Below are 21,133 nucleotides of genomic sequence, written 5' to 3' on the forward strand. Positions count from 1 at the left end.
CGGAGGCGATATGGCAAAAAGTAAGCTGCTATTTTCTGATTTACTAAACCAGTTATCATTTGCATTATGCATTGTGAATCGTGAGTACACTATTGTAAAAGCCAATGAGTATTTCCAGTCCCGGGCCCTTTTTGAGGGGGATGATATGCAGGGACAAAATATTCTCGAGTTATTTCCTGAGGCTGCACACCATATAAAACGCAAAATTGATACGGCGTTGATTATTGAATCCTCAAGTTTTTCATCCTGGGAACAAAATCCACATGTATTGCCTTTTAAAAGTTCCCGGCCGGTTTCCGGAGATGAAGAACAGATGTATCAGGATCTGGAAGTGATTCCAATACATAGCGATGATGGCAGTATCGATCACGTCTGTGTGTGTGTCTATGACGTGACGATTCAGGCAAGCCAACAAAAACAATTAAAGGCGATTTCTAATCAATTAGAAGTTGAACATCTGGAACAGAAAAAACTGATTCGTAAGCTGGAAGATGCACAAGGGCAATTGGTTCAGTCTGAAAAAATGGCATCAATTGGTCAGCTTTCGGCTGGTATTGCTCATGAAATTAATAACCCGGTAGGGTTTATTACTTCCAATATTCAGACACTGAAAGATTATGTCGATAAGTTAGCAACAGTGATTGGTGATCTTAAAAAAAGCATTGCTGATAATGGAGATGGGCAGTTAAAAGAAAATTGTCAGCGTGTTCTGGATAAGCATCAGGTTGATTTCATTTTAGAGGATACAGTTGATCTTATTGATGAATCACTGGAAGGTTCATCAAGAGTGATGTCGATAGTTAAAAACCTGAAAGAGTTTTCTCATATTGATGGTTCTGAATGGACTTACGCGAGTATTAAAAACTGTATCGAGTCGACGCTGAAAATTATTAATAATGAAATTAAATACAGCATCACTGTTGAAAAAGATTTTGAAGAAGAATTACCTGACATTTTTTGTCAGCCAATGCAGATCAATCAGGTGTTGTTAAATGTCTTGGTTAATGCCAGTCAGGCAATTGAAGGTGAAGGGACTATTTTTATTTCGGTCAGGCGTATTGATGAGAATATCGAGATAAAAATAAGAGATACAGGGATTGGTATACCTGAAGAAGTCAGAGATCGGATCTTTGAGCCGTTTTTTACAACGAAGGCCGTGGGTTCGGGGACCGGGCTGGGGTTATCGGTTTCTTATGGCATCATTAATACCCACAAGGGGTCTATTTCAGTTGATAGTGAAATGGGCAAAGGGTCTGAGTTTACCATAACTCTTCCTATTGAAAAAAAATGATAAAGATGAATGGCGACCGGGTGCGGAGTATATGTGACGGAGAAGCATAAATGGGTGATGATATCGTAAATCATGAAACGGTAGAAAAACTGAATATTCTGTTATTGGATGATGAAAATGAAATTCTGAAATCTCTGAACCGGGTTTTGCGTTTGGACTACAATGTCATTTTATTCAGTGATGGGAAAGAAGCACTGTCCTATCTTGAGAGTAATGAAGTTGCCATTATTATTTCAGATATGAGAATGCCTGAAATGGACGGAGCAGATTTTCTTGCTATCGCCAAAGAGCTTAAACCCGATTCAGTAAGGATTTTATTAACCGGATACAGCGACGTTCAGTCAACAGTACGAGCTGTCAATGAAGGTGGGATTCATACTTATATCAGCAAACCCTGGGATAATGAGAATCTAAAACTGACTGTGGCTAAAGCCGCTGAGTTTTATCAGTTGAAGATTGACAGACAACGTTTGAATGAAGAAATCGCTGTCAGGAATAAGCAACTGGAAGCGATGAATGATGCATTGGAAGAGTCAAATCACCGTCTGAAAAATTTTAATTCAGAGCTCGAAAAACAGGTTCAGATAAGAACAAAAGCGTTGAAGCAATCAAACATTCGTCTGGAAGCCCTTTTAAAGAATCGGAATAAAACCTTTAAAGATATTCTGAGTATGGTATCCGTTATCATACAATATCGGACTGGTTATCCGGAGGATCATGTTGAACGTATTGCGAATCAGGCTAAAGCCGTGGCACTTCGGCTTAAATTGCCAGAAGCCGATGTAGGGTATGTTTATTTGTGTGGACTAATGCATCAGATCGGTTTAATTGGTGCAAATAATCAAGACTTTGAATTTACTAAGATTAATCCTGGAACCAGAGTGGCGAAGGTTCCGGATGTTAACGCGGTGGTTGGTGCTAAAATTGTAGGAAGACTGAAACGGTTTGAACCTCTGGTTCGTATTATAAAACATCAGGACGAACTCTATGATGGTACGGGTAAGCCTGATCACCTGTTTCAGGAAGATATACCGATTGGTTCAAGAATTATAAAAGTGGTAAAAGATTATGATTTCTATGTAGCATCACCGTATAACACCCGGCGTATAACACCTCAGAGTGCACAAGAATACCTTAAGAAAAATGCCGGTAAATTCTATGATCCAAAGGTGGTTGAAGCATATGTTTCAATGGTGTCCGTTCCGACAGAGATTGAAGAGGGAATCGAACTTTGCGTCAGTCTTAGCGAAATTAAGCCGGGAATGATCGTTAAGCGAGATTTGTACTTACCTAACGGTAATTTGATGGTGACTGCCGGAAATGCTATCAGTTCGGCGTTATTGGTCCGGTTAAAAGAAATTGAAGAATCCTCTTCTATGCCGATATCAGTGTATATTTAGCAGAGAACCATCGCAGCCGACAGGCTGCGACAAAGTCGGTTATTTACCCCAATGATAAATTTGCCAAGGTCTGCTGTTTGCCTCTTTTTTAAGTTGTGTGCAAGGGTTGATTAAATATGTGTAGTCTGAATATTCACATAAAGGCAAGTCATTAATTGAATCTGTATAAAAATGAACTGAAGTGTATTTATTTTCTTCTTGCCCAATCCAGTCTTTTAACCGTTTGATTTTTCCTTCCCGGTAACTTGGAACCCCTTCAATTTTCGATGTATAGCGATCATTTTGGATAACCATGTCAATACCGATAGCTTCAGAAACACCAAGAGATACTGCGACTTTACGGACAATAAAACTCACTGTCGCTGAAATGATCAGCATTGTGTGTGATTGTGCTTTTAGGTCGTTAATCAGAGAAAGGGCTTCATTAAATACTCTTGGCTTTACGTAATCGGAGACAAATTCATCAACCATTCTGTTTACTTCCTGTTGGGGAATATTAATGAGGGGTTGCATGAAAAATTCCAGATACTCTTCCATATCCATTTTTCCGATAGAATAGAGATCCATTAATCTTTTATCTGTTTCTAAAAAGTCAGGGGAGGTGACAATGCCTTTATTGACCAGATATTGGTTCCATAGCATGGAGCAGTCCCCATCAATTAACGTGTCATCCATATCAAAAACATATAGGGGCTGTGGCATACTAATTTCTCACTGGTTGAATTTCATTTAAGTTGAACATGATATCGATTGTATTACCCGGAGGCATTAATCGTTCTGAAGAGCGGTTAAGCATATCGACAGTTAACTCCTGTTCGCCGACATTGACGGTGTAACGAATCACGTTACCAAGTAGCTGATGTTGTTTAATCGTGGCAGCTATCGGGGCTGAAATATGACTGCCATACTGTCGGCCTTCTTCACGGACATAAATGGATTCCGGACGGATGGCAACAGTTGGGCCGGCGCTGATAGTAAACCATTGACTGGCAGTTTCCGCCGTGACGAGATTATAGTGTCCCATAAACCCGGCAACAAATTCATTTTTGGGCTGGGTGTAAATGTCTTCGGGTTTTCCTTGCTGAACGATTTCGCCCCCATTCATCAGAAATATCCGATCGGACATTAACATGGCTTCTTCTTGGTCATGAGTTACAAATACCGTGGTCAGGTTCAGTTCTTTCTGAATATCCCGTATCTGTTGCCGTAGGTTTTTCCGTATTTTTGCATCCAGTGCAGACAGCGGTTCATCGAGCAATAAGATCCTTGGCTGCATGACCAGGGCTCTTGCCAAAGCTACTCGCTGACGTTGACCTCCTGACAATTCGTGAGGATAAAATTTTTCTTTTCCACCTAGCTCGACCAGATCAATGAATTTCGCGATGTCGGATTGAGACCGTTGTTTTGTCACCCCTTTCATTTTTAATCCGAAGCCAATGTTATCCGTGACGGTCATGTTAGGGAACAGGGCATACGACTGAAACACCATACCGATTTCCCGTTTTTGTGGTGACAGATGAGTGATGTTTTGCCCATCGACCCATACTTCTCCTTCATCGATGTCATTAAGACCGGCGATACTGCGCAACAGCGTTGATTTTCCACAGCCACTCGGGCCAAGTAATGTAATGAATTCACCCTGTTCGATAGAAAAATCGATATCGTTAAATACAAGGTTATCACCAAATGCTTTTTTTAACTTATTAACTTCTACGTAGCTCATTTTTTGCTCCCTGCACTAAGATGAGTTGCCAGCCATGTGCATACAAAGATAAACAGGAAATACGTGATAACCAGAGCTGACGTGAAGTGTCCGCTGGTCTGACGCATGTTATACAGGTAAACCTGCAATGTTTCGTAGCGGGTGCCGACCAGAATATTGGCAAATACGAATTCTCCCAGTAAAAAGGAGAATGAAACGAATAAAGAAGCCATTAACCCTTTTTTCAGGTTAGGCAAAATAATTAAAAGAAATGCTTTTGTGGTACTTGCACCAAGCAAATGAGCCGCATCAATAAGATCGCGAAGATTGATAGCGATAAAACTATTTGAAATCGCCCGGTACATAAACGGTAAGGCAATCGTAAAGTAGGTGCCGATTAATATCCATGGTGTTCCGACAATGGATAATGAGCTGTCAGCATAGATTTGCAGTAAGCCAACCGAGGAAACCACAGGTGGGACAGCGAACGGCAATAGAATCAGAATGTTCATGACTTTGTCGAGTTTGGGGTAGTAATAAAACACGACAAATATCATTGGCAGGACCAGGATTGTGGCCAGTGCCAGAGAGCAGAAACAGATGAACAGCGATCGCCGGAATGCCTGCAGAAATCGTGGGTCTGACAATAAATCCCGATACCAGTGCAGCGTAAATCCATCTGGCAGGATGGTGGCTCCCCAGTGGGAGGACAAGGAATATGCAAGTGTAGCCAAAATTGGTATCAAAAGCAGAGTTGACACGCCATAGACAATGGTTTTGTGGTAAAAAAGATCTGAATTACGCATGACGGTAACTCCTTGATACTAACCACTGGTTGACGATGGTAACCAGAGCGAGGAGGGCGATTAATAAAACAGAGATAGCGGCGGCCAGATTGGGCTCAAGGAAAAGGTCCCCCGATACCAGACTGGCGATTCGGATCGTCACCATATTGTAGTTACCGCTCGTCAGTGCATACACACTGGCGTAGGCTCCGATTGCATTTGCGAACAGAATAATGAAAGTGCCCAGCAGAGCAGGTGACAGAACGGGAATCGCAATTTTTAGCCAGTATTTCCAGACACTGGCACCAAGCAGTGCCGCAGCATCGTACCAGTCTTGTTTTAAGGCGTCATAGGCCGGATAGAGAAGTAAAACCCCCAGTGGTATCTGAAAATAAATATAGAGGGTGAGTAAGCCCCACCGGTTATAGAGGTTGAAGCCATCAATCAGTCCAATTTCTTTCAATAAAAGGGTTACCGAGCCGTTGGTACCCAAAATGATAATGAAGGCGAAAGCCAGTGGTACCCCAACAAAGTTACTGCTCATATTGGTAAACGCAATAATGGCTCTTTTTAATTTCCCATCCAGATGGCGCAGGGAAGAAACCAGTATGGCGGCCAGCATCAATCCGATGATACTTGACCAAAACGAAATCCAGAGACTGTTCGAAAATCCCTGTAAAATAAATTTTGAATCGGCAATATCAACGTAGTTGGCAAACGACCATTCATCATCTGCAATGAAGCTGTTAATCACGACCCATACCATGGGCGCTATCTGGAATAAGTAAAAAACGGCAGCGAAGGGCAGAATGAGTAATAGTGGTTTCCATTTTTTTAATTTCAGCATCCGCTTGCCTGTTATGGATGCTGCTGAAGGCGAATTCTTAGTTCTCTCCATCGTTATGTCCTTATTCATAACAAACATTCCCTGTTATAAGTCTTAGTGTGGGTTAAACCGAGAAGAGTGCAGACAATGCCGCATATATCGGTTTGTCGTATGTGTGTCTGTGAATGAGAAAATGCGGTTCCGACGACGTAAAGCGGAACGTTACGTTCTTCCGGCAATACCCCTCCGTGTGATTTATCATTATTCATACCATGATCACTGGTAATTAATACCTGATACCCTTCTTTTTCCCATTTTGGCAAAAAGTCGGACAAAATGACGTCTGCTGTTCTGGCTGTATTTCGGTATTCAGGTGAGTCCAGACCGAATTTGTGCCCAGCGTCATCAATATTCATGGGGTGAATCAACAGAAAGTCAGGCTGATGTGTTTCTCTCAAGTATTCGGCATCCAGGAATAAAGCCTGATCTGGATAATGATCCCAGTGGTAAAAGATACCATGTTGAATATTGAGGTCTTTATCGTTGGTATGACGATCCTGAAGGGCATCATAAGGGGCTTTATTATACAGTTCACTCACCCAGTGATAGGCGGCAGCGGCGGTGGTTTTTCCCTGTTCCTTAGCCAGACTGAAGATAGAATCAAAATAGGAACGACGAACGACCTGATTGTTTAAGATACCGCTTTCTATTGGTGTCACGCCGGTAAGCAGACATTCGTATAACGGCCGGGAAAGGGACGGTAATTCGGAGATGATTGGGTAAAATGTTGCTCTCTGCTGCTCAACCAAACCATTTAGGTAGCCCATGCATTGTTGGGCTACCTCTTGGTTAAGACCATCAAGAACAACAAGGATAACCTTGTTGTTCATAGTATCACCTGTATTACTGCTGGTTGATTAACACGTTTTCTTGCCATGCTCTTGGTAATTTACGAGCGGATTTTTCCCAGGCTTTAAAATCTTTGATTGGATGTACGTTGCTGTATTCTGAATTCGGTAACAGTTTTTCCTGAACGTCTTTTGGCAGCTTAACATTAGTCCGGATAGGACGGGCATAACCCCGGGCCAGATTGATTTGTCCGGCATCACTAAAGATATACTCACGAGCCAGTTTGGCCGCATTAGGATGTTTTGCGTATTTGTTGATGATGGTGGTATAACCTGAGATAACTGAACCGTCTTGAGGAATGGTGACTGTGAAACGCGAGCGATCTATTTTGTCACGATAATTAAGCGCATTGAAATCCCACATAATAGCGACTTCAACTTCACCTTTTTCCAGGTTTGCCAGAGAAGGATCTGTGAAAGATAAACGGTTTTGTTTAGCAAGTTTACTATAGTACTCGATACCCGGTTTCAGGTTGGATTCATCACCACCGTTAGCAAATGCGGCTGCAAGAACAGCATTATTAGCCTGAGCAGCAGTACCTACGTCACCTACAGTGACTTTGTAATGACCTTTCAGGATATCGGCCCATGAATGTGGCGGATTTTTTACCAGATTGTTATTGGAAATAAAAGCGATGGTACCTGTGTAAGCCAGCATCCAGTTACCATCTTTGTCTTTGGCCCAGCCCGGGATATCATTCCAGGTCGATGGTTTATATGGCTGAGTCACGCCTTTTTTCACCGCAACACGGGCAAACGCAAAACCGATATCACCGATATCTGCAGTGGCATTGCTTTTCTCAGCCGCGAACTTTGCGACTTCCTGAGCTGAGCTCATATCGGTATCCTGATGGCTGATTTTGTATTTTGTTTTTAAATCAGACCAGGTATCTTTCCAGTTAGCCCAACTGTCGGGCATGCCTACACTGTAGACTTGACCTTCACTCTGAGCCGCTTTCACCAATGTATCAATTTTATCACTGGCATGTACCGCTGCAGATAATGAAATCGTTGCGATAGATACCGTCGTAAGTAATCTTTTCATAATTAGCCATCCTTTGGACTAGTTCAGTAAGTGCGTTTTTTATCCTTCACTAAAAATATTACGGTTTATTTTTATAAATATGAATGTTTTTTTTCAAAAATGTTGCAGAAATGTTTATTTGAATTCGTATTTTCTGTGGCTTGCTTTTTGTATAACGATGATTTAACGTTAATTTAGATGAATAACTGGACTAGTTCAGAAGATGGCAGGCAGATCAACACAACTGAATAAAATTAAAGGTGTTATTCGCGAACAAATTGTTGGCGGTGTCTTGTTACCACAGCAAAAATTGTCTTCTGAACGTGAGTTGAGTGATCGTTTTTCGACAACACGAATTACGATTAAAGATGCGTTAACATCGCTGGAAACGGAAGGATTAATTTACCGGGAGGAGCGTAAAGGATGGTTTGTTTCACCTCCCAGGATTCACTACAATCCACTTTCCCGTAGCCATTTTCATCAGATGATTCGTGAGCAACAACGCATCGCAGAAACAAAAGTGGTTAATGTTGAAACCGTCTTAGCAACCAGCGATCACGCTAAGGTTTTGGAGAGGTCTGATTTTCCGACTGTCCATCTTATCCGCCGGTTACGCTATATTGACGGCAGAGCGGTTTTGTTTGTTGAAAATTGTCTGATCAGTGAATTGTTTCCGGGAATATTGCAGGAAAACCTGACGACATCTCTTACCGGGTTATACAAAGAGAAATACGGCTACACAACCAGTCGTTCCCGTTTTGATGTAATACCGACAGCGGCTCCGGAGCATGTGGCAAAATCGCTGGGTATTGCCGCAGGACAGCAGGTTCTTAAAATATGCCGGGTCAACTATAATCAGGATGAGGTCATTATTGATTGCGAATTTGAATACTGGCGTCCTGATTCTGTTGTTATTACTATTGACAGCTGCGAAGATTGTGAAAAGACCTCCGCTTATTAAGAGAACATCTATATAGTTTGATATCTCCTGTTCTTTCCGTTTTATCCCAAAATTTTCCAGAGTTTTGTTGTCCGCTTTTTGTAGAATGTCTGTACTTCTTTATTCACTTTAAAGTGGCTCATTTAGTTGAAAGGTTCATTTAATGTGTTATTATGAGCCAATAAACTAAATGAGCCAATGTGAGAAGAATAATGAGCCAGTCATATGCTTACTTGCGGGTATCTCCGATGATAGAAGATATCGATAGCCGTATCGAAGCACTACAGCAATTTCGTGAAGGGTTAGTGGTGCATCTTGAGAAGCGTGTAAGAGGATTTGTTCCGCTCTGTGAGCGTCCCGTGTACCAGCAGCTTGAGCAGAAGCTAAAAAAAGATGACGAATTAATTCTGTGGTGGATTGATGAACTGGGTAGGGACTTTGAAGTATGCCTGAGCAATTTATTACCCCTTTTACGCAGGGGTATCATTATCCGGACGGTGAATCAGCACCTGGAACTCCGGCAGGATGATATGGTGACGGATGCTGTCATTAAAATGATGCAGGGATATGCGGAGTCAGGGCGTCACCGGAGAATTTTTGCTGCAGAAATGGGCCGTAAGGCAATTAAAGACGACCCGGAGCAATGGAAGCGGAAATTCAGAGGGCGGCGTTGTAACAAAGCAAAACACCGGTTGATTGCTCAGAAGTTATTTGAAGGTAAGACGCTTCAACAGGTTGCTGATGAAACCGACACTAGTCTGTCAACGGTAAAACGAGTTAAATCAAAGCTTAAAGCTCATGATGAATTGGGGCATTTAAGAGGGAAAGGAACCCATTCATACAGTCATAAAGACGATGAATTGAACTGGTCTGAAAATGAAGAGAGAGAAAAAAGTGAAGGAACAGAATAGAAATATGACACATACAGAAGGTATCCAATGGCGGTAGCATCACAGACAATAGAACAACGTTTTAACTGGCGGCCCTTATTACTTACCTGCCTGGCCATTAGCGTCGGACAGCTAAGCATCGGGCTTGTTTTTCCTTCATTACCCTGGATTGCCCAGGATTTCTCAATTTCTATTGATCAGACACAACTGCTTATTTCTGTTTACCTGCTTGGTTTCGGTCCTTCTCAGTTTATATATGGTCCGGTCTCTGACTCGATAGGGCGCAGAAAAGTTCTGTTATTTGCGTTAATTCTTGCATTTACCGGACTGACGGTTCTGGTCACTTTCAGTTCCAGTTTTACCGGTCTGGTGATCGGACGTTTTATTCAGGGAATGGGAACAGGATGTTGTGCTGTTCTGGCCCGGGCATCGACCCGAGATAGCTATTCGGGTGAACAGCTTCCGGTTGCACTGGCATACGTAACGATGGTTGCCTCGTTTTCACCAATTTTTGCTCCGTTTATCGGAGGATTTATTAATCATGCCTATGGGTGGCTGGCAATCTTCATAATACTGATGTGTTATGTCAGTTTTGTATGGCTGATGCTATATTTCTATTTTGAAGAAACCATGAAAGAACGTAAGCCATTACCTAAAATTAGGGAATCATTAATAAAGTATAAAGAATTGTTAAGTTCAGCGTATTTTATTAGTTTTGGAACTATTGGCTGGCTGAATTTTACGCTCGTTACGGTTTGTATTTCACTGATGCCTTTCTTAATGCAGGTTCAGATAGGCATGACTTCCGACGAATATGCGATGTGGGCGTTAATTCCCGCAGTGGGATTTCTTCTCGGAAGTTTCTCGGTTTCTCTGTTACGTTCTAAAATTGGTCTCAGAAATATTTTTCTGATTTCTCCGGCCATTCAATTGCTTTCTGCTGTCTGGTTCATGTTAATTCCGTTAAACCCATTATTGCTTATGTTGGGTCAGTTCCTGATGATTTTCGGTAATGGTATTGCTTTCCCGTGTGCTCAGGCTCAGTTAATGCTACCGTATAAAGATAATGCAGGAATGGTTGCCGCTCTGGCCGGAGGCGGGCAGATGATATTTGCTGCGGTGTTCAGTTTTATATTATTGAAGCTGGGGGTTCATGAAATCTGGCAGCTTGGTCTGGTTACCGGGTGTTTTGCCGTTATTATTACGATGAATATTCTCCGGGGATTTCGTTCTGTAGTGGCGGCCTGATAAGGCCACCTTAATGCTTAGTCTGAATTTAGGCCGGAACATATTGAGAAGAATGAAATGCTGCCAGAAGCTCTGATGCGGCTTTCTTCGGGTTTTCGGACTGACATATAGCAGAAACAATCGCCACACCATCAACCCCGATTTTTGCGATAGCCGGTAACGTTTCCTGGTTAATACCGCCAATGGCAACAATGGGATGTTGAGTGTGCTGTATCGCCCACTCTAGACCTTCCTGTTTCCACTCAAACCGGATGTCGGTTTTGGTGGCAGTGTTGTAAATGGCACTCAGGCCAATGTAATCAATGTCCAGATGATTCGCGAATATTAACTGCTCATGACTTTCAACGGAAAGTCCGATTATTTTGTCTGGTCCCAGTATTTTTCTGGCAATATCGACAGGCATATCAGACTGCCCTAAATGGACACCATCCGCATTCACTGCTAATGCAACGTCTATCCGGTCATTGATTATTAATGGGATTTCCATGCTTTTTAACAGATCTTTTACTGCCGATGCTTTACGGATAAATTGTCTGGTGTTTTGATGTTTTTCTCTAAGCTGAATGATACTGACACCGCCACAAACAGATTGCTCAATGACATGGCATAGTCGCTGTTCATCCAATTTTTCATCGGTGACTAAATACAGTTGATAATTTGGTGTTTTCATCACGGATTACTCCCGGAGGATAGTACGGAATCTATTTGAATGAGCATGCATTCAGGATAAGATGAGCTTTCAGTGTTTCGTTGTCCAGGTTATACAGTGAATCCAGTAAGTTTACCTGCAGGCTTCCGGGGCCGGTGCTTTTTTTACTGGCGATTTCACCGGCGACACTCATCACTGCCGCCGCAGCCAGTCCGGTATCTTCTCCGACGGCAGCAAAAGCACCGGTTAATGCACTAAGACTGCATCCTGTACCGGTAACATATGGCATCAATGAAGAGCCATTTCGGAGCGTTATGTGATTGGTAGCGGATATTATATGATCCGCTTCGCCTGAGATAACTACATTCGCGTTATAATTATGGAGAAGGTTACGTGCAGCATTGACTGCGGCGTTACTTGAATCTTGTGCATCCACACCTTTCCCCTGAGATTGTTCACCGGACAACGCGATAATTTCTGAGGCATTACCACGGATAATTAAATGTTCGGCCAGTTCGGCCAATTCTCTGGCTACATTGGTCCTCAGAGTTGTGGCACCACAACCGACCGGATCAAGGATAACCGGTTTTTTATATTGGTTGGCTTGCTGAACCGCAAAACGCATCCGGGGAATCCAGACTGAATCCAGCGTACCGATATTGATGACCAGAGCGCCGGCAAAGCTCATCATTTCACTCATTTCTTCCTGAGAATGGGCCATAATTGGTGAGGCCCCGATAGCAAGTAAAGCATTAGCCGTATTGTTCATCACAACGTAATTGGTGATATTTACAACAAGAGGTTTTTGTTTGCGGACGGCTGCTAAGGCATTGATGATATTTTCGGTGAACATGTTCGTTTCCTTACTTAAGCGAATGATGGATATGGGAAGACTGAGCAAAGTGATTTGGCCGATAAAAATGGTTCACCGGACCGTGTCCTTTCCCGACATTGAGCTCATCAGCATGCGATATGGCCTGAGTGATGTAATCTTTAGCCAGTCTGACCGAATCAGACAGAGTGTTTCCCTGAGCCAGATACGAGGCAATGGCAGATGAAAGCGTGCATCCGGTCCCGTGAGTGTTTTTCGTTGCTACACGGTGGCAGGATAGAACATCCGTTTCTTTATTGGTGATGAGATAATCATTACTTTCATTCAGGCTTTCAAGGTGACCGCCTTTTAACAAGGTTGCTCGTGTGGGAAGTTTTTTTAAAGACCGGATTAAGTCATTAATATTCACATTGTCAATCGGGGTTGACTGACCTGTCAAAGTCAGAGCTTCCGGTATGTTAGGGGTTATGATTGTTGCAATCGGAATTAATTCTTCGATCAAAGTGGTAATGGCCGATTGCTTTAGAAGGATATCGCCACTGGTGGCAACCATTACCGGATCCAGAACAATAAACTCAGGTTGGTATTGTCTCAGAATATCGGCAACTAATTTTATGATTTCAGAGTCAGCCAGCATGCCAATTTTAACAGCAGTAACATTCAGATCAGAAAAGACCGAATGGAGTTGAGACGCGATATGTTCCAGAGGTACAGGGAAAATATTCTGAACCCCCTGAGTGTTTTGAGAAGTGAGCGCAGTGATAGCAGAACATGCGTAGCTTCCGGTGGCGGACATGGCTTTTATATCCGCCTGAATCCCGGCACCGCCGCTGCTGTCGCTTCCGGCAATGGTCAGCGTGACTGGTGTGATTTGTTGAGAGTTTGATGTCATTTTTAGTTCCTTATACATTGACGATAAGGTGGACTAAAAATGTCATATCCGGAAAGGTGGAATAGATAACCAGATGAAGACAGGTTCATAGTTCCCTACGTCAGTGTTAACTGAATCAGGTTCAACGGGTCTCGCTTGTATGGCGATCTCAGCTTTTCAGCTCCCCGACTATCGAATACAACAATTTTAACAGTTACCTATGAAAACAAAAGCGGATTTACTCACGAATGGCGCCATTTGAAGGTAATAATTCATTAATTACGGATAATTAGGGCTGTTGATAAGTAAAGTTATGAATTCGTATTAACCTCATATTAACCAGTGTTTTTCTACACTAAACTAAGGTGATGTTTTTTTATTTTGTTGTGGCAAAAATGGGTAAGATACTAATTGTTGAGGATGATATCGATCTGGCAACTGCAATTATTGATTATATGGAGCTGGAAGATATCGACACAGACTATGCGGCTGATGGTCAGGTGGGTCTCAATTTAATTGAACAAAATGATTACGATGTGGTTCTTCTTGACATTAATTTACCTAAAATTCAGGGATTGGTGGTTTGTGAGCGAATTCGGGCAAAAGGAATTGAAACCCCGGTACTAATGTTGACCGCAAGAGATACTCTTGATGATAAGCTGGAAGGTTTTTCCAAAGGGGCAGATGATTATCTGGTGAAACCTTTTGCAATGGAAGAACTGATCGCCCGGGTAAAAGTCCTTTCCAAACGTAAAAGTGGCCAGGCAACCCGCTTAACGGTTAAAGATCTGACATTTGACATCAGCAGTCATGAAGTTTACCGGGGAGAAACGTTACTCAAATTATCCCCGATTGCAGCAAAAATTCTGGAACTTCTTATGCGTGAGTCCCCAAATGCTGTATCTCGTGAGAAAATAATACGGTATGTCTGGGGGGACGATATACCTGATAGTAACAGCCTGAAAGTCCATATTTTTAATTTAAGAAAACAAATCGATAGTGAGCACGAGCCGCATTTAGTTCATACTGTCCCCAATTTCGGTTTTGCTATCAGATAAAGTGAGTATCATGAAAATCCGTAAAAGTATGCATATTTACCTGTCTTGTTTTGTGATTTTCATAGGCTCAGTGACGGTGATTAGTTTTTCAACTGTTGCTATGAATTACTTTGTCAGTGGTCTAAAAATAGCTTTTCAATACTCGATGGAGATGGTCGCTCGGGAGACTACGGTTCCTGAACATGGATCTGTTAATGTTGTGGGGTTTGATGTCTCCGCTGACTGGAACGCTTTGCCTGATATCATTAAAAATACGTTGAAAGAGCCAAAAGGGCACCTGGGTGTCAGTAAATATTTCTTTCGTAAAACGTGGTATGAAACACCGAGGTTAGCGGCGTATGCAATGCGCTACGAGCGCAGTGACGGAAAAGTTATCTATGTAGCCCGTTCATTTTTTCACTGGAATGAAATAGATCCGAAACCGCCTTTTCTGATTCGTATTGTTGTTTATGCCGTTATTGGTGTCTTTGTCTTTTGTCTTTGTGTTTTGTTCCTCTTTTATAAGATTAATAAGCCGGTTGATCGTCTAATTTCATGGGCAAAGCAATTAAATTCTAAAAACCTGACTGAGCCTGTTCCAGATTTTCAGTACCGGGAGATAAACAGGTTGGCTGATATTATTCAGTCAAGTCTCTCTTCTGTTCAGATGACATTGCAAAGGGAGAAGAAGTTTCTTTCTCACGCAAGTCATGAGTTACGAACGCCTATTTCAGTTGTCAGGAGTAATACTGAGTTATTATTGAAGCTACAAAATAAAAATGGGGCACACGAAAAAGAAAAACAAGTAGCAGAACGTGTCTTGCGTGCTGGTGTATTGATGACAGAGTTATGCGAGACATTACTATGGCTTAATCGGGGGGAATATAAAAACGTATCTCAGGATCAAGTTGAACTGGGCTGCACTATTAAGCAGTTGGTTTCCGAGTTAGATTATTTGCTTAAAGATAAGAGTGTATCATTATCAGTTGATGTGATGCCGGGTTCTCTGGCACTGACACCGACGTTGGTGCGTATTGTCGTCGGTAATTTAATCCGTAATGCCTTTCAGCATACCTATTCGGGTACGGTTTATATCCAGCAACGGCATGACTGGGTTCTTATCCGTAATGAAAATAATGAGGATATTGATGAAGAATCCAGCCTCGGTTTCGGTTTGGGGTTAGAATTGACCAAACAAATTATTAAGCAATACAACTGGTATTACCGGGTAAAAGAAACGTCGGGTGGCCGGATTGCGATTATTCGTTTTTGCTGACGGATTCTTCATCAGATTATTCGAATAACAACGACAATTCTCCTTAATTTTTACTGTTCTGTCCTTTATCTATAATGAACTTATCATTAGCAGAACAGAGGCGATTATGGGCAAACTGATCAATGGTGAGTGGCAGGATGTCTGGTACGATACAAAATCCAGTGATGGTCGTTTTATGCGTGAAGATGCCGGGTTCCGGAACTGGGTAAGAGCCGAACCCGAAGCCCGGTTTACCCCGGATTCAGGGCGCTACCATTTGTATGTTTCTTATGCCTGTCCATGGGCGCACCGTACGCTTATTTTCCGTGAGCTAAAAGATCTGAGAAAACACATTGATGTGACGGTTGTGTGTCCGGATATGATGAATCATGGCTGGCGGTTTGGTATTCCGGAGCCGTTATATGGTTTCTCAAAGTTATACGAACTGTATACTAAGGCAAAACCGGATTATACAGGCAGGGTGACGGTTCCTATTTTATGGGATAAGTGGACAGATACGATAGTCAGTAATGAATCTTCAGAAATTATCCGTATGTTTAACAGCGAATTTAATGAGCTGACCGGAAATTACGAAGACTATTATCCGGTAGCCCTTCGCAGTGTGATCGACAAATGGAACGATTTTATCTATCCCAATATTAATAACGGTGTTTACCGGTGTGGATTTGCTACTACTCAGGATGCCTATGAAGATGCGTTTGAAAAGCTGTTTGGTGCATTGGATACCGTAGATCAACATCTTGCGACTAGCCGTTATTTAGCCGGGAAAAGAATCACTGAAGCTGACTGGCGGTTGTTTACCACTCTTATCCGTTTTGATGCTGTTTATGTTGGTCATTTCAAATGCAATAAACAACGTATTGCCGACTATCCGAATTTGCAAAGCTATATGAAAGAGCTCTATCAGGTGCCGGGAGTCAAAGAAACCGTCGAGTTTTATCATATCAAGCGACATTATTATTACAGCCATATAATGATAAATCCGACTCAGATTGTTCCGGCAGGGCCGGAGATGGATTTAGATTCTCCGCATAACAGAGACTCTGTTGGTGTATAAAAAATAACCCCAGATTTCTCCGGGGTTATTACAATGAATTCATACTGACTTGTCATCAGAAAGAATTATTTTTGTTCCTGAGAGGCTTGAATTGCAGTCAGAGCAATGGTGTAAACGATGTCGTCAACCAAAGCGCCACGAGACAAATCGTTGACCGGTTTACGCATACCCTGAAGCATTGGACCGATAGATACAAGGTCAGCAGAACGCTGTACTGCTTTGTATGTTGTGTTACCGGTATTCAGATCCGGGAATACAAATACGGTTGCTTTACCTGCAACTGGTGAATCCGGTGCCTTAGATGCTGCAACATTTTCCATGATTGCCGCATCGTATTGCAGAGGTCCGTCGATAACAAGGTCAGGACGTTTTTCCTGAGCAATACGGGTTGCTTCACGTACTTTATCCACATCTGCACCTTTACCGGAAGTACCGGTAGAGTAGGAGATCATGGCAACACGAGGATCAATACCAAAGGCTGCAGCAGAATCCGCAGACTGAATCGCAATTTCTGCTAATTGTTCAGCTGTTGGATCCGGGTTGATAGCACAGTCACCGTATACCAGTACCTGATCAGGCAGAAGCATGAAGAAGATAGAAGATACGATAGATGCACTTGGTGCTGTTTTGATGATCTGGAATGGAGGTACGATGGTGTTTGCGGTGGTATGTACTGCACCAGAAACAAGACCGTCTACTTCATTCGCTTCAAGCATCATTGTACCAAGAAATACTGAATCCTGAAGTTTTTCACGGGCAACAACTTCCGTCATGCCTTTTTTCGCACGAAGCTCAACAAGACGGGCAACGTAGTTTTCACGCACTTTGTCTGAATCGATGATTTCGATACCAGAGCCAAGAACGACACCCTGTTGTTCAGCAACACGTTTGATTTCTGCAGGGTTACCTAACAGAACACAATCTGCAATGCCTTTTTCAGCACAGATTGCTGCCGCTTTAACGGTACGTGGTTCATCGCCTTCAGGAAGAACAATACGTTTGCTTGCACGACGGGCAAATTCAGTTAACTGGTAACGGAATGCCGGAGGACTAAGACGACGAATACCTTTAGTACCTTCAGTCAGAGAGTCAATCCAGGGACCGTCAATGTGACCGGCAACGTGATCATTAACAAACTCAATACGAGCTTTGTCATCAGCAGGAACTTCGAGGTTGAAGCTTTGCAGATTCAGTGAAGTCTGCCATGTGTTACCCGGAGCGCGGAAGATAGGTAAACCAGTATCGAATGCAGGTTTACACAGATCCAGGATTTCTTTTGGAATGTCGTAATCACCGGTTAGAAGAATCGCGCCGATTTCCAGACCGTTCATTGCAGCCAGAGATGCCGCAATCATAGCATCAGGACGATCTGAAGAAGTCACTAACAGACTGCCTGGTTTAAAGTGACCGACCATGTTTGGAAGAGAACGGGCACAGAACGTAATGCTTTTGATACAACGGGTCTGAATATCACCTTCATTGATAATGGTTGCATTCAGGTGTTTTGCCATATCGATTGCACGGGTTGCAATCAAATCAACGTGCCATGGAACACAGCCCAGAACACGGATTGGACTGGAATTGAAGATTTGCATTACTTCTAAGTTAGATTCCTTAGACAGGGCTGTATCATCAAAAATTTCAGACAGATCCGGACGGGTACGGCCAACTTCGTCGACTGGTGCATTCAGTTTGTTAATGATAACACCGGCAATGTTGTTGTTTTTAGTACCACCAAAGTTTGAACATGCAACTTCAATGCGTTCTTTCAACTGAGTTGGATTGTCAGTACCCGGAGTCGCGACTAATACAATTTCTGCGCCCAGAGTAGCTGCAATCTCAGCATTCACCTGATTGGCAAACGGATGTTTGCGGGTAGGAACCAAACCTTCAATCAAAGTGACTTCTGCGTCAGCATTGATTTGGTTATAACGTTCAACGATCGTTTCTAACAGAACGTCTGCCTGATCTGAACCAATGAGTGTTTCAGCATTAGACATCGGTAATGGTTCACCGACTTTATGGTCGGTATTGGCGTTTAAAATCGTCGTTGTCAGGTCTGGTTGATCATCACCAGATCTCGGCTGAGCGATTGGCTTGTAAAATGAAACATTAACGCCTTTGCGCTCCATCGCGCGAATTACACCCAAACTAACACTGGTTAAACCTACACCAGAGCTAATTGGGACAAGCATAATAGTACGAGACATGAATAAGTACCTGTGCTGTCAGTTAACAATCTAGTAGAACAAGACTGTAGAAAGGAACAAAGCTCAACTTTTATCTATTAATCACAAAAAGCTAAGCCCCAAAAAAAACTGGCTAACTCAATGGTTAGCCAGTAGTCAATCAGATTTCCGCAAGAAGTGCGGTATCCTCAGCAATAACCAACTCTTCGTTGGTTGCAATTACAATAGCAGGGATGTTGCTGTCTGCTGTTGTGATAACACCTTCGCCACCAAAACGAGCTTTCAGGTTTGCTTCACCATCCAGTTTGATTCCGAAGATGCTCAGACGGTCAAGAACCATCTGACGAATTGGTGCTGCGTTTTCACCGATGCCACCAGTGAATACGATAGCGTCAAGACGTCCATCCATTGTGGACGTATAACCGGCAATGTATTTCGCCAGACGGTGGCAGAATACATCCATTGCACGGGTTGCTTCTTCTTTTTTACCGTAGTTGTCTTCAACGAAACGGCAGTCAGAAGTGACTTCAGTAAGACCCAGCAGACCAGACTCTTTAGTCAGCATCGTGTTGATTTGGTCAACAGAGTAGTTTAGTACATCGTGCAGATAGAAAACGACAGCAGGGTCGATATCACCACTACGAGTACCCATTACTAAACCTTCAAGAGGAGTTAAACCCATTGAGGTATCAACACACTCACCACCTTTGATTGCACAAACAGAAGCACCATTACCCAGGTGGCAGTTGATGATGTTTAGCTCATTCTGAGGTTTACCCAGACGCTCTGCTGCTTCACGGGCAATGAAACGATGAGAGGTTCCGTGTGCGCCGTAGCGACGGATGCCGTGTTCTTTATATAGTTTGTAAGGAAGCGCATACAGATAAGCTTCTTCAGGCATTGTCTGGTGGAATGCTGTGTCAAATACAGCCACATTTTTAAGGTGTGGGAATGCATGTTGAGCCGCTTTAATGCCAATGATGTGTGCTGGGTTATGAAGAGGAGCAAACGTTGCTGCATCTTCAATTCCTTTCAGGACGGTATCACAAATCAGTGCAGATTTAGTGAATTTCTCGCCACCATGTACAATACGGTGACCAATAGCAGCCAGTTCTTTAGCCAGCTCTGGCTTAGAAGCTAAAATTGTGTCTACCATAAAAGCAAGAGCTTCTTCGTGAGCCGCTCCGTCACCTAACTGAGCTTCGTGTTTACCACCATCCAACTTCCATTTGATTCGTGCTTCCGGAAGGTGAAGACATTCCGCTAAACCAGTAAGGTGCTCTGCACCATTTTCAGCGTCTACGATTGCGAATTTTAAAGAGGAACTACCGCAGTTTAAAACTAGAACTAGCTTCGACATGTGTCACTACCTGTAATAATCAGTTTTGATCAACTATTTGTTTATTTAACTATCAGCCGCATTCGATAGATTCACCCCGTGAATCCGGATGAATACAGCTATAAATACCCTATGTTGGACAAGCACTAAGTATGACGTACTTAATACTTTGTCCATTTAACGCCGGTAATTCTACATACAAAAGTTGCCATTGTCTGGATAAAGGGCAACAATGGTAGTAGAAAGTCCACAAAGGATATCGATAATAGGGCAATATAACAAAAAATTTTGAAGAAATATTAACTTTAAACAAAAAATTGTCATTTTAGTTTATATTTTCAACTATATTTGAAGTTGAGTTGCTAAAAACGAATGAGAGAGAAGCCTATGAGTCACAATGTGGGGATTGTTCATAGCCTTAAAGATGGACAAAAATACATGGACACCTGGCCGCTGAGAAAAGAGCTTTCAGCCATTTTCCCTGAGCACAGGATAATAAAGGCGACAAAATTCGGTTTAAAAGTGATGCCTGCGGTTGCGGCAATCAGTGTTCTTACCCAAATGGTATTTCATAATATAGGTGCAATGCCTCAGGCAATTGTTGTTGCCTTGTTTGCTATCAGTCTTCCTCTTCAGGGGATGTGGTGGCTGGGAAATCGCGCGAATACCCGTTTGCCTCCTTCATTAGCCAGCTGGTATCGCGAATTACACCAGAAAATTATTGAAAGTGGTTTTGCTCTGGAACCTGCCCGTAAGCAACCTCGTTATAAAGAACTGGCTTTCATTCTTAACAGAGCGTTCAGACAGTTAGATAAATCGGTGTGGGAGCGTTGGTTCTAGTCATTTCCGTTTTATTCCGTTTTCTTTTC

At 42.6% G+C, this 21,133-nt stretch carries 20 protein-coding genes and 1 riboswitch; of the genes, 9 read left to right on the forward strand and 11 right to left on the reverse strand.

What is annotated here, in order from left to right:
• Positions 1-10: 10 nt before the first annotated feature.
• Together LRQ06_RS20195 and nosR are read left to right on the forward strand one after the other, a co-directional pair.
• On the forward strand, positions 11-1,291 hold the full coding sequence (locus LRQ06_RS20195; protein ID WP_232768836.1) for an ATP-binding protein: 1,281 nt from the start codon (positions 11-13) through the stop codon (positions 1,289-1,291).
• A gap of 50 nt (positions 1,292-1,341) precedes the next feature.
• The gene (gene nosR / locus LRQ06_RS20200; protein WP_232768837.1) at positions 1,342-2,691 is read left to right on the forward strand and encodes a response regulator c-di-GMP phosphodiesterase, NosR family; all 1,350 of its coding nucleotides are present in this window, start codon (positions 1,342-1,344) and stop codon (positions 2,689-2,691) included.
• Positions 2,692-2,730: 39 nt separating this feature from the next.
• Here the strand turns inward: nosR and LRQ06_RS20205 are convergent, their stop codons facing one another.
• From LRQ06_RS20205 to LRQ06_RS20230, 6 genes are all read right to left on the reverse strand, one after another.
• Positions 2,731-3,393: an HAD family hydrolase gene (locus tag LRQ06_RS20205; RefSeq protein ID WP_232768838.1), complete on the reverse strand. Its 663-nt coding sequence runs from the start codon at positions 3,391-3,393 to the stop codon at positions 2,731-2,733.
• A gap of 1 nt (position 3,394) precedes the next feature.
• Positions 3,395-4,414, reverse strand: coding sequence for an ABC transporter ATP-binding protein (locus LRQ06_RS20210; RefSeq protein WP_232768839.1), 1,020 nt, complete (start codon positions 4,412-4,414; stop codon positions 3,395-3,397).
• A complete protein-coding gene (locus LRQ06_RS20215; protein WP_232768840.1) occupies positions 4,411-5,199 on the reverse strand; it encodes an ABC transporter permease in 789 nt (262 codons plus the stop codon). The genes LRQ06_RS20210 and LRQ06_RS20215 overlap by 4 nt, the downstream gene beginning before the upstream one ends.
• Complete coding sequence (locus LRQ06_RS20220) at positions 5,192-6,025, reverse strand: ABC transporter permease (protein WP_232769023.1); 834 nt, start codon at positions 6,023-6,025, stop codon at positions 5,192-5,194. Before LRQ06_RS20220 ends, LRQ06_RS20215 begins: the two co-directional genes overlap by 8 nt.
• A 65-nt stretch (positions 6,026-6,090) precedes the next feature.
• Positions 6,091-6,894: an alkaline phosphatase family protein gene (locus LRQ06_RS20225; protein WP_232768841.1), complete on the reverse strand. Its 804-nt coding sequence runs from the start codon at positions 6,892-6,894 to the stop codon at positions 6,091-6,093.
• A 13-nt stretch (positions 6,895-6,907) separates the two neighbouring features.
• Positions 6,908-7,957: an ABC transporter substrate-binding protein gene (locus LRQ06_RS20230; protein ID WP_232768842.1), complete on the reverse strand. Its 1,050-nt coding sequence runs from the start codon at positions 7,955-7,957 to the stop codon at positions 6,908-6,910.
• 202 nt (positions 7,958-8,159) lie between these two features.
• On the opposite strand from LRQ06_RS20230, the gene LRQ06_RS20235 reads away from it, so the two are divergent.
• The 3 genes from LRQ06_RS20235 (at position 8,160) to LRQ06_RS20245 (ending at position 11,014) form a co-directional block, all read left to right on the forward strand.
• Positions 8,160-8,897 (forward strand): UTRA domain-containing protein, encoded by a 738-nt coding sequence (locus LRQ06_RS20235; protein ID WP_232768843.1) that lies wholly within the window; start codon positions 8,160-8,162, stop codon positions 8,895-8,897.
• Between the two features lie 191 nt (positions 8,898-9,088).
• Complete coding sequence (locus LRQ06_RS20240) at positions 9,089-9,787, forward strand: recombinase family protein (RefSeq protein ID WP_232768844.1); 699 nt, start codon at positions 9,089-9,091, stop codon at positions 9,785-9,787.
• A gap of 48 nt (positions 9,788-9,835) precedes the next feature.
• Entirely contained in the window at positions 9,836-11,014 is a 1,179-nt protein-coding gene (locus tag LRQ06_RS20245) for a multidrug effflux MFS transporter (protein ID WP_232769024.1), read from the forward strand.
• 28 nt (positions 11,015-11,042) lie between these two features.
• On the opposite strand, the gene thiE is transcribed toward LRQ06_RS20245, so the two are convergent.
• From thiE to thiD, 3 genes are read right to left on the reverse strand one after another with little or no spacing between them, the layout of a single operon-like run.
• Positions 11,043-11,684, reverse strand: a complete 642-nt coding sequence (thiE, locus tag LRQ06_RS20250; RefSeq protein WP_232768845.1) for a thiamine phosphate synthase — start codon at positions 11,682-11,684, stop codon at positions 11,043-11,045.
• Between the two features lie 31 nt (positions 11,685-11,715).
• Positions 11,716-12,516, reverse strand: coding sequence for a hydroxyethylthiazole kinase (thiM, locus tag LRQ06_RS20255; RefSeq protein WP_232768846.1), 801 nt, complete (start codon positions 12,514-12,516; stop codon positions 11,716-11,718).
• A gap of 10 nt (positions 12,517-12,526) precedes the next feature.
• Positions 12,527-13,387 (reverse strand): bifunctional hydroxymethylpyrimidine kinase/phosphomethylpyrimidine kinase, encoded by an 861-nt coding sequence (gene thiD, locus LRQ06_RS20260; protein WP_232768847.1) that lies wholly within the window; start codon positions 13,385-13,387, stop codon positions 12,527-12,529.
• A 75-nt stretch (positions 13,388-13,462) separates the two neighbouring features.
• Positions 13,463-13,564, reverse strand: a riboswitch (TPP riboswitch).
• Positions 13,565-13,761: 197 nt separating this feature from the next.
• Between thiD and LRQ06_RS20265 the strand changes: the two genes are divergently transcribed.
• The 3 genes from LRQ06_RS20265 (at position 13,762) to LRQ06_RS20275 (ending at position 16,736) form a co-directional block, all read left to right on the forward strand.
• Positions 13,762-14,424: a response regulator transcription factor gene (locus LRQ06_RS20265; RefSeq protein ID WP_232768848.1), complete on the forward strand. Its 663-nt coding sequence runs from the start codon at positions 13,762-13,764 to the stop codon at positions 14,422-14,424.
• Between the two features lie 10 nt (positions 14,425-14,434).
• Entirely contained in the window at positions 14,435-15,679 is a 1,245-nt protein-coding gene (locus LRQ06_RS20270; RefSeq protein ID WP_232768849.1) for a sensor histidine kinase, read from the forward strand.
• Positions 15,680-15,785: 106 nt separating this feature from the next.
• Positions 15,786-16,736 (forward strand): glutathione S-transferase family protein, encoded by a 951-nt coding sequence (locus LRQ06_RS20275; RefSeq protein WP_232768850.1) that lies wholly within the window; start codon positions 15,786-15,788, stop codon positions 16,734-16,736.
• Positions 16,737-16,801: 65 nt separating this feature from the next.
• Here LRQ06_RS20275 and pta read toward each other — a convergent pair whose 3' ends face one another.
• Positions 16,802-18,946, reverse strand: coding sequence for a phosphate acetyltransferase (gene pta, locus LRQ06_RS20280; RefSeq protein WP_232768851.1), 2,145 nt, complete (start codon positions 18,944-18,946; stop codon positions 16,802-16,804).
• Positions 18,947-19,085: 139 nt separating this feature from the next.
• On the reverse strand, positions 19,086-20,285 hold the full coding sequence (locus tag LRQ06_RS20285; RefSeq protein ID WP_232768852.1) for an acetate kinase: 1,200 nt from the start codon (positions 20,283-20,285) through the stop codon (positions 19,086-19,088).
• Positions 20,286-20,651: 366 nt separating this feature from the next.
• Here LRQ06_RS20285 and yfbV point away from each other — a divergent pair, with 366 nt between their 5' ends.
• Positions 20,652-21,104: a terminus macrodomain insulation protein YfbV gene (gene yfbV / locus LRQ06_RS20290; RefSeq protein ID WP_232768853.1), complete on the forward strand. Its 453-nt coding sequence runs from the start codon at positions 20,652-20,654 to the stop codon at positions 21,102-21,104.
• The last annotated feature ends 29 nt before the right edge of the window (positions 21,105-21,133 follow it).

The organism is Vibrio salinus (assembly GCF_021272385.1).
GTDB lineage: Bacteria > Pseudomonadota > Gammaproteobacteria > Enterobacterales > Vibrionaceae > Vibrio > Vibrio salinus.

Coding starts and splice junctions, on each gene's coding strand:
- LRQ06_RS20195 (WP_232768836.1), top strand. CDS start 11: ATGGCAAAAAGTAAGCTGCTATTTTCTGATTTACTAAACCAGTTATCA.
- nosR (WP_232768837.1), top strand. CDS start 1,342: ATGGGTGATGATATCGTAAATCATGAAACGGTAGAAAAACTGAATATT.
- LRQ06_RS20205 (WP_232768838.1), bottom strand. CDS start 3,393: ATGCCACAGCCCCTATATGTTTTTGATATGGATGACACGTTAATTGAT.
- LRQ06_RS20210 (WP_232768839.1), bottom strand. CDS start 4,414: ATGAGCTACGTAGAAGTTAATAAGTTAAAAAAAGCATTTGGTGATAAC.
- LRQ06_RS20215 (WP_232768840.1), bottom strand. CDS start 5,199: ATGCGTAATTCAGATCTTTTTTACCACAAAACCATTGTCTATGGCGTG.
- LRQ06_RS20220 (WP_232769023.1), bottom strand. CDS start 6,025: ATGCTGAAATTAAAAAAATGGAAACCACTATTACTCATTCTGCCCTTC.
- LRQ06_RS20225 (WP_232768841.1), bottom strand. CDS start 6,894: ATGAACAACAAGGTTATCCTTGTTGTTCTTGATGGTCTTAACCAAGAG.
- LRQ06_RS20230 (WP_232768842.1), bottom strand. CDS start 7,957: ATGAAAAGATTACTTACGACGGTATCTATCGCAACGATTTCATTATCT.
- LRQ06_RS20235 (WP_232768843.1), top strand. CDS start 8,160: ATGGCAGGCAGATCAACACAACTGAATAAAATTAAAGGTGTTATTCGC.
- LRQ06_RS20240 (WP_232768844.1), top strand. CDS start 9,089: ATGAGCCAGTCATATGCTTACTTGCGGGTATCTCCGATGATAGAAGAT.
- thiE (WP_232768845.1), bottom strand. CDS start 11,684: ATGAAAACACCAAATTATCAACTGTATTTAGTCACCGATGAAAAATTG.
- thiM (WP_232768846.1), bottom strand. CDS start 12,516: ATGTTCACCGAAAATATCATCAATGCCTTAGCAGCCGTCCGCAAACAA.
- thiD (WP_232768847.1), bottom strand. CDS start 13,387: ATGACATCAAACTCTCAACAAATCACACCAGTCACGCTGACCATTGCC.
- LRQ06_RS20265 (WP_232768848.1), top strand. CDS start 13,762: ATGGGTAAGATACTAATTGTTGAGGATGATATCGATCTGGCAACTGCA.
- LRQ06_RS20270 (WP_232768849.1), top strand. CDS start 14,435: ATGAAAATCCGTAAAAGTATGCATATTTACCTGTCTTGTTTTGTGATT.
- LRQ06_RS20275 (WP_232768850.1), top strand. CDS start 15,786: ATGGGCAAACTGATCAATGGTGAGTGGCAGGATGTCTGGTACGATACA.
- pta (WP_232768851.1), bottom strand. CDS start 18,946: ATGTCTCGTACTATTATGCTTGTCCCAATTAGCTCTGGTGTAGGTTTA.
- LRQ06_RS20285 (WP_232768852.1), bottom strand. CDS start 20,285: ATGTCGAAGCTAGTTCTAGTTTTAAACTGCGGTAGTTCCTCTTTAAAA.
- yfbV (WP_232768853.1), top strand. CDS start 20,652: ATGAGTCACAATGTGGGGATTGTTCATAGCCTTAAAGATGGACAAAAA.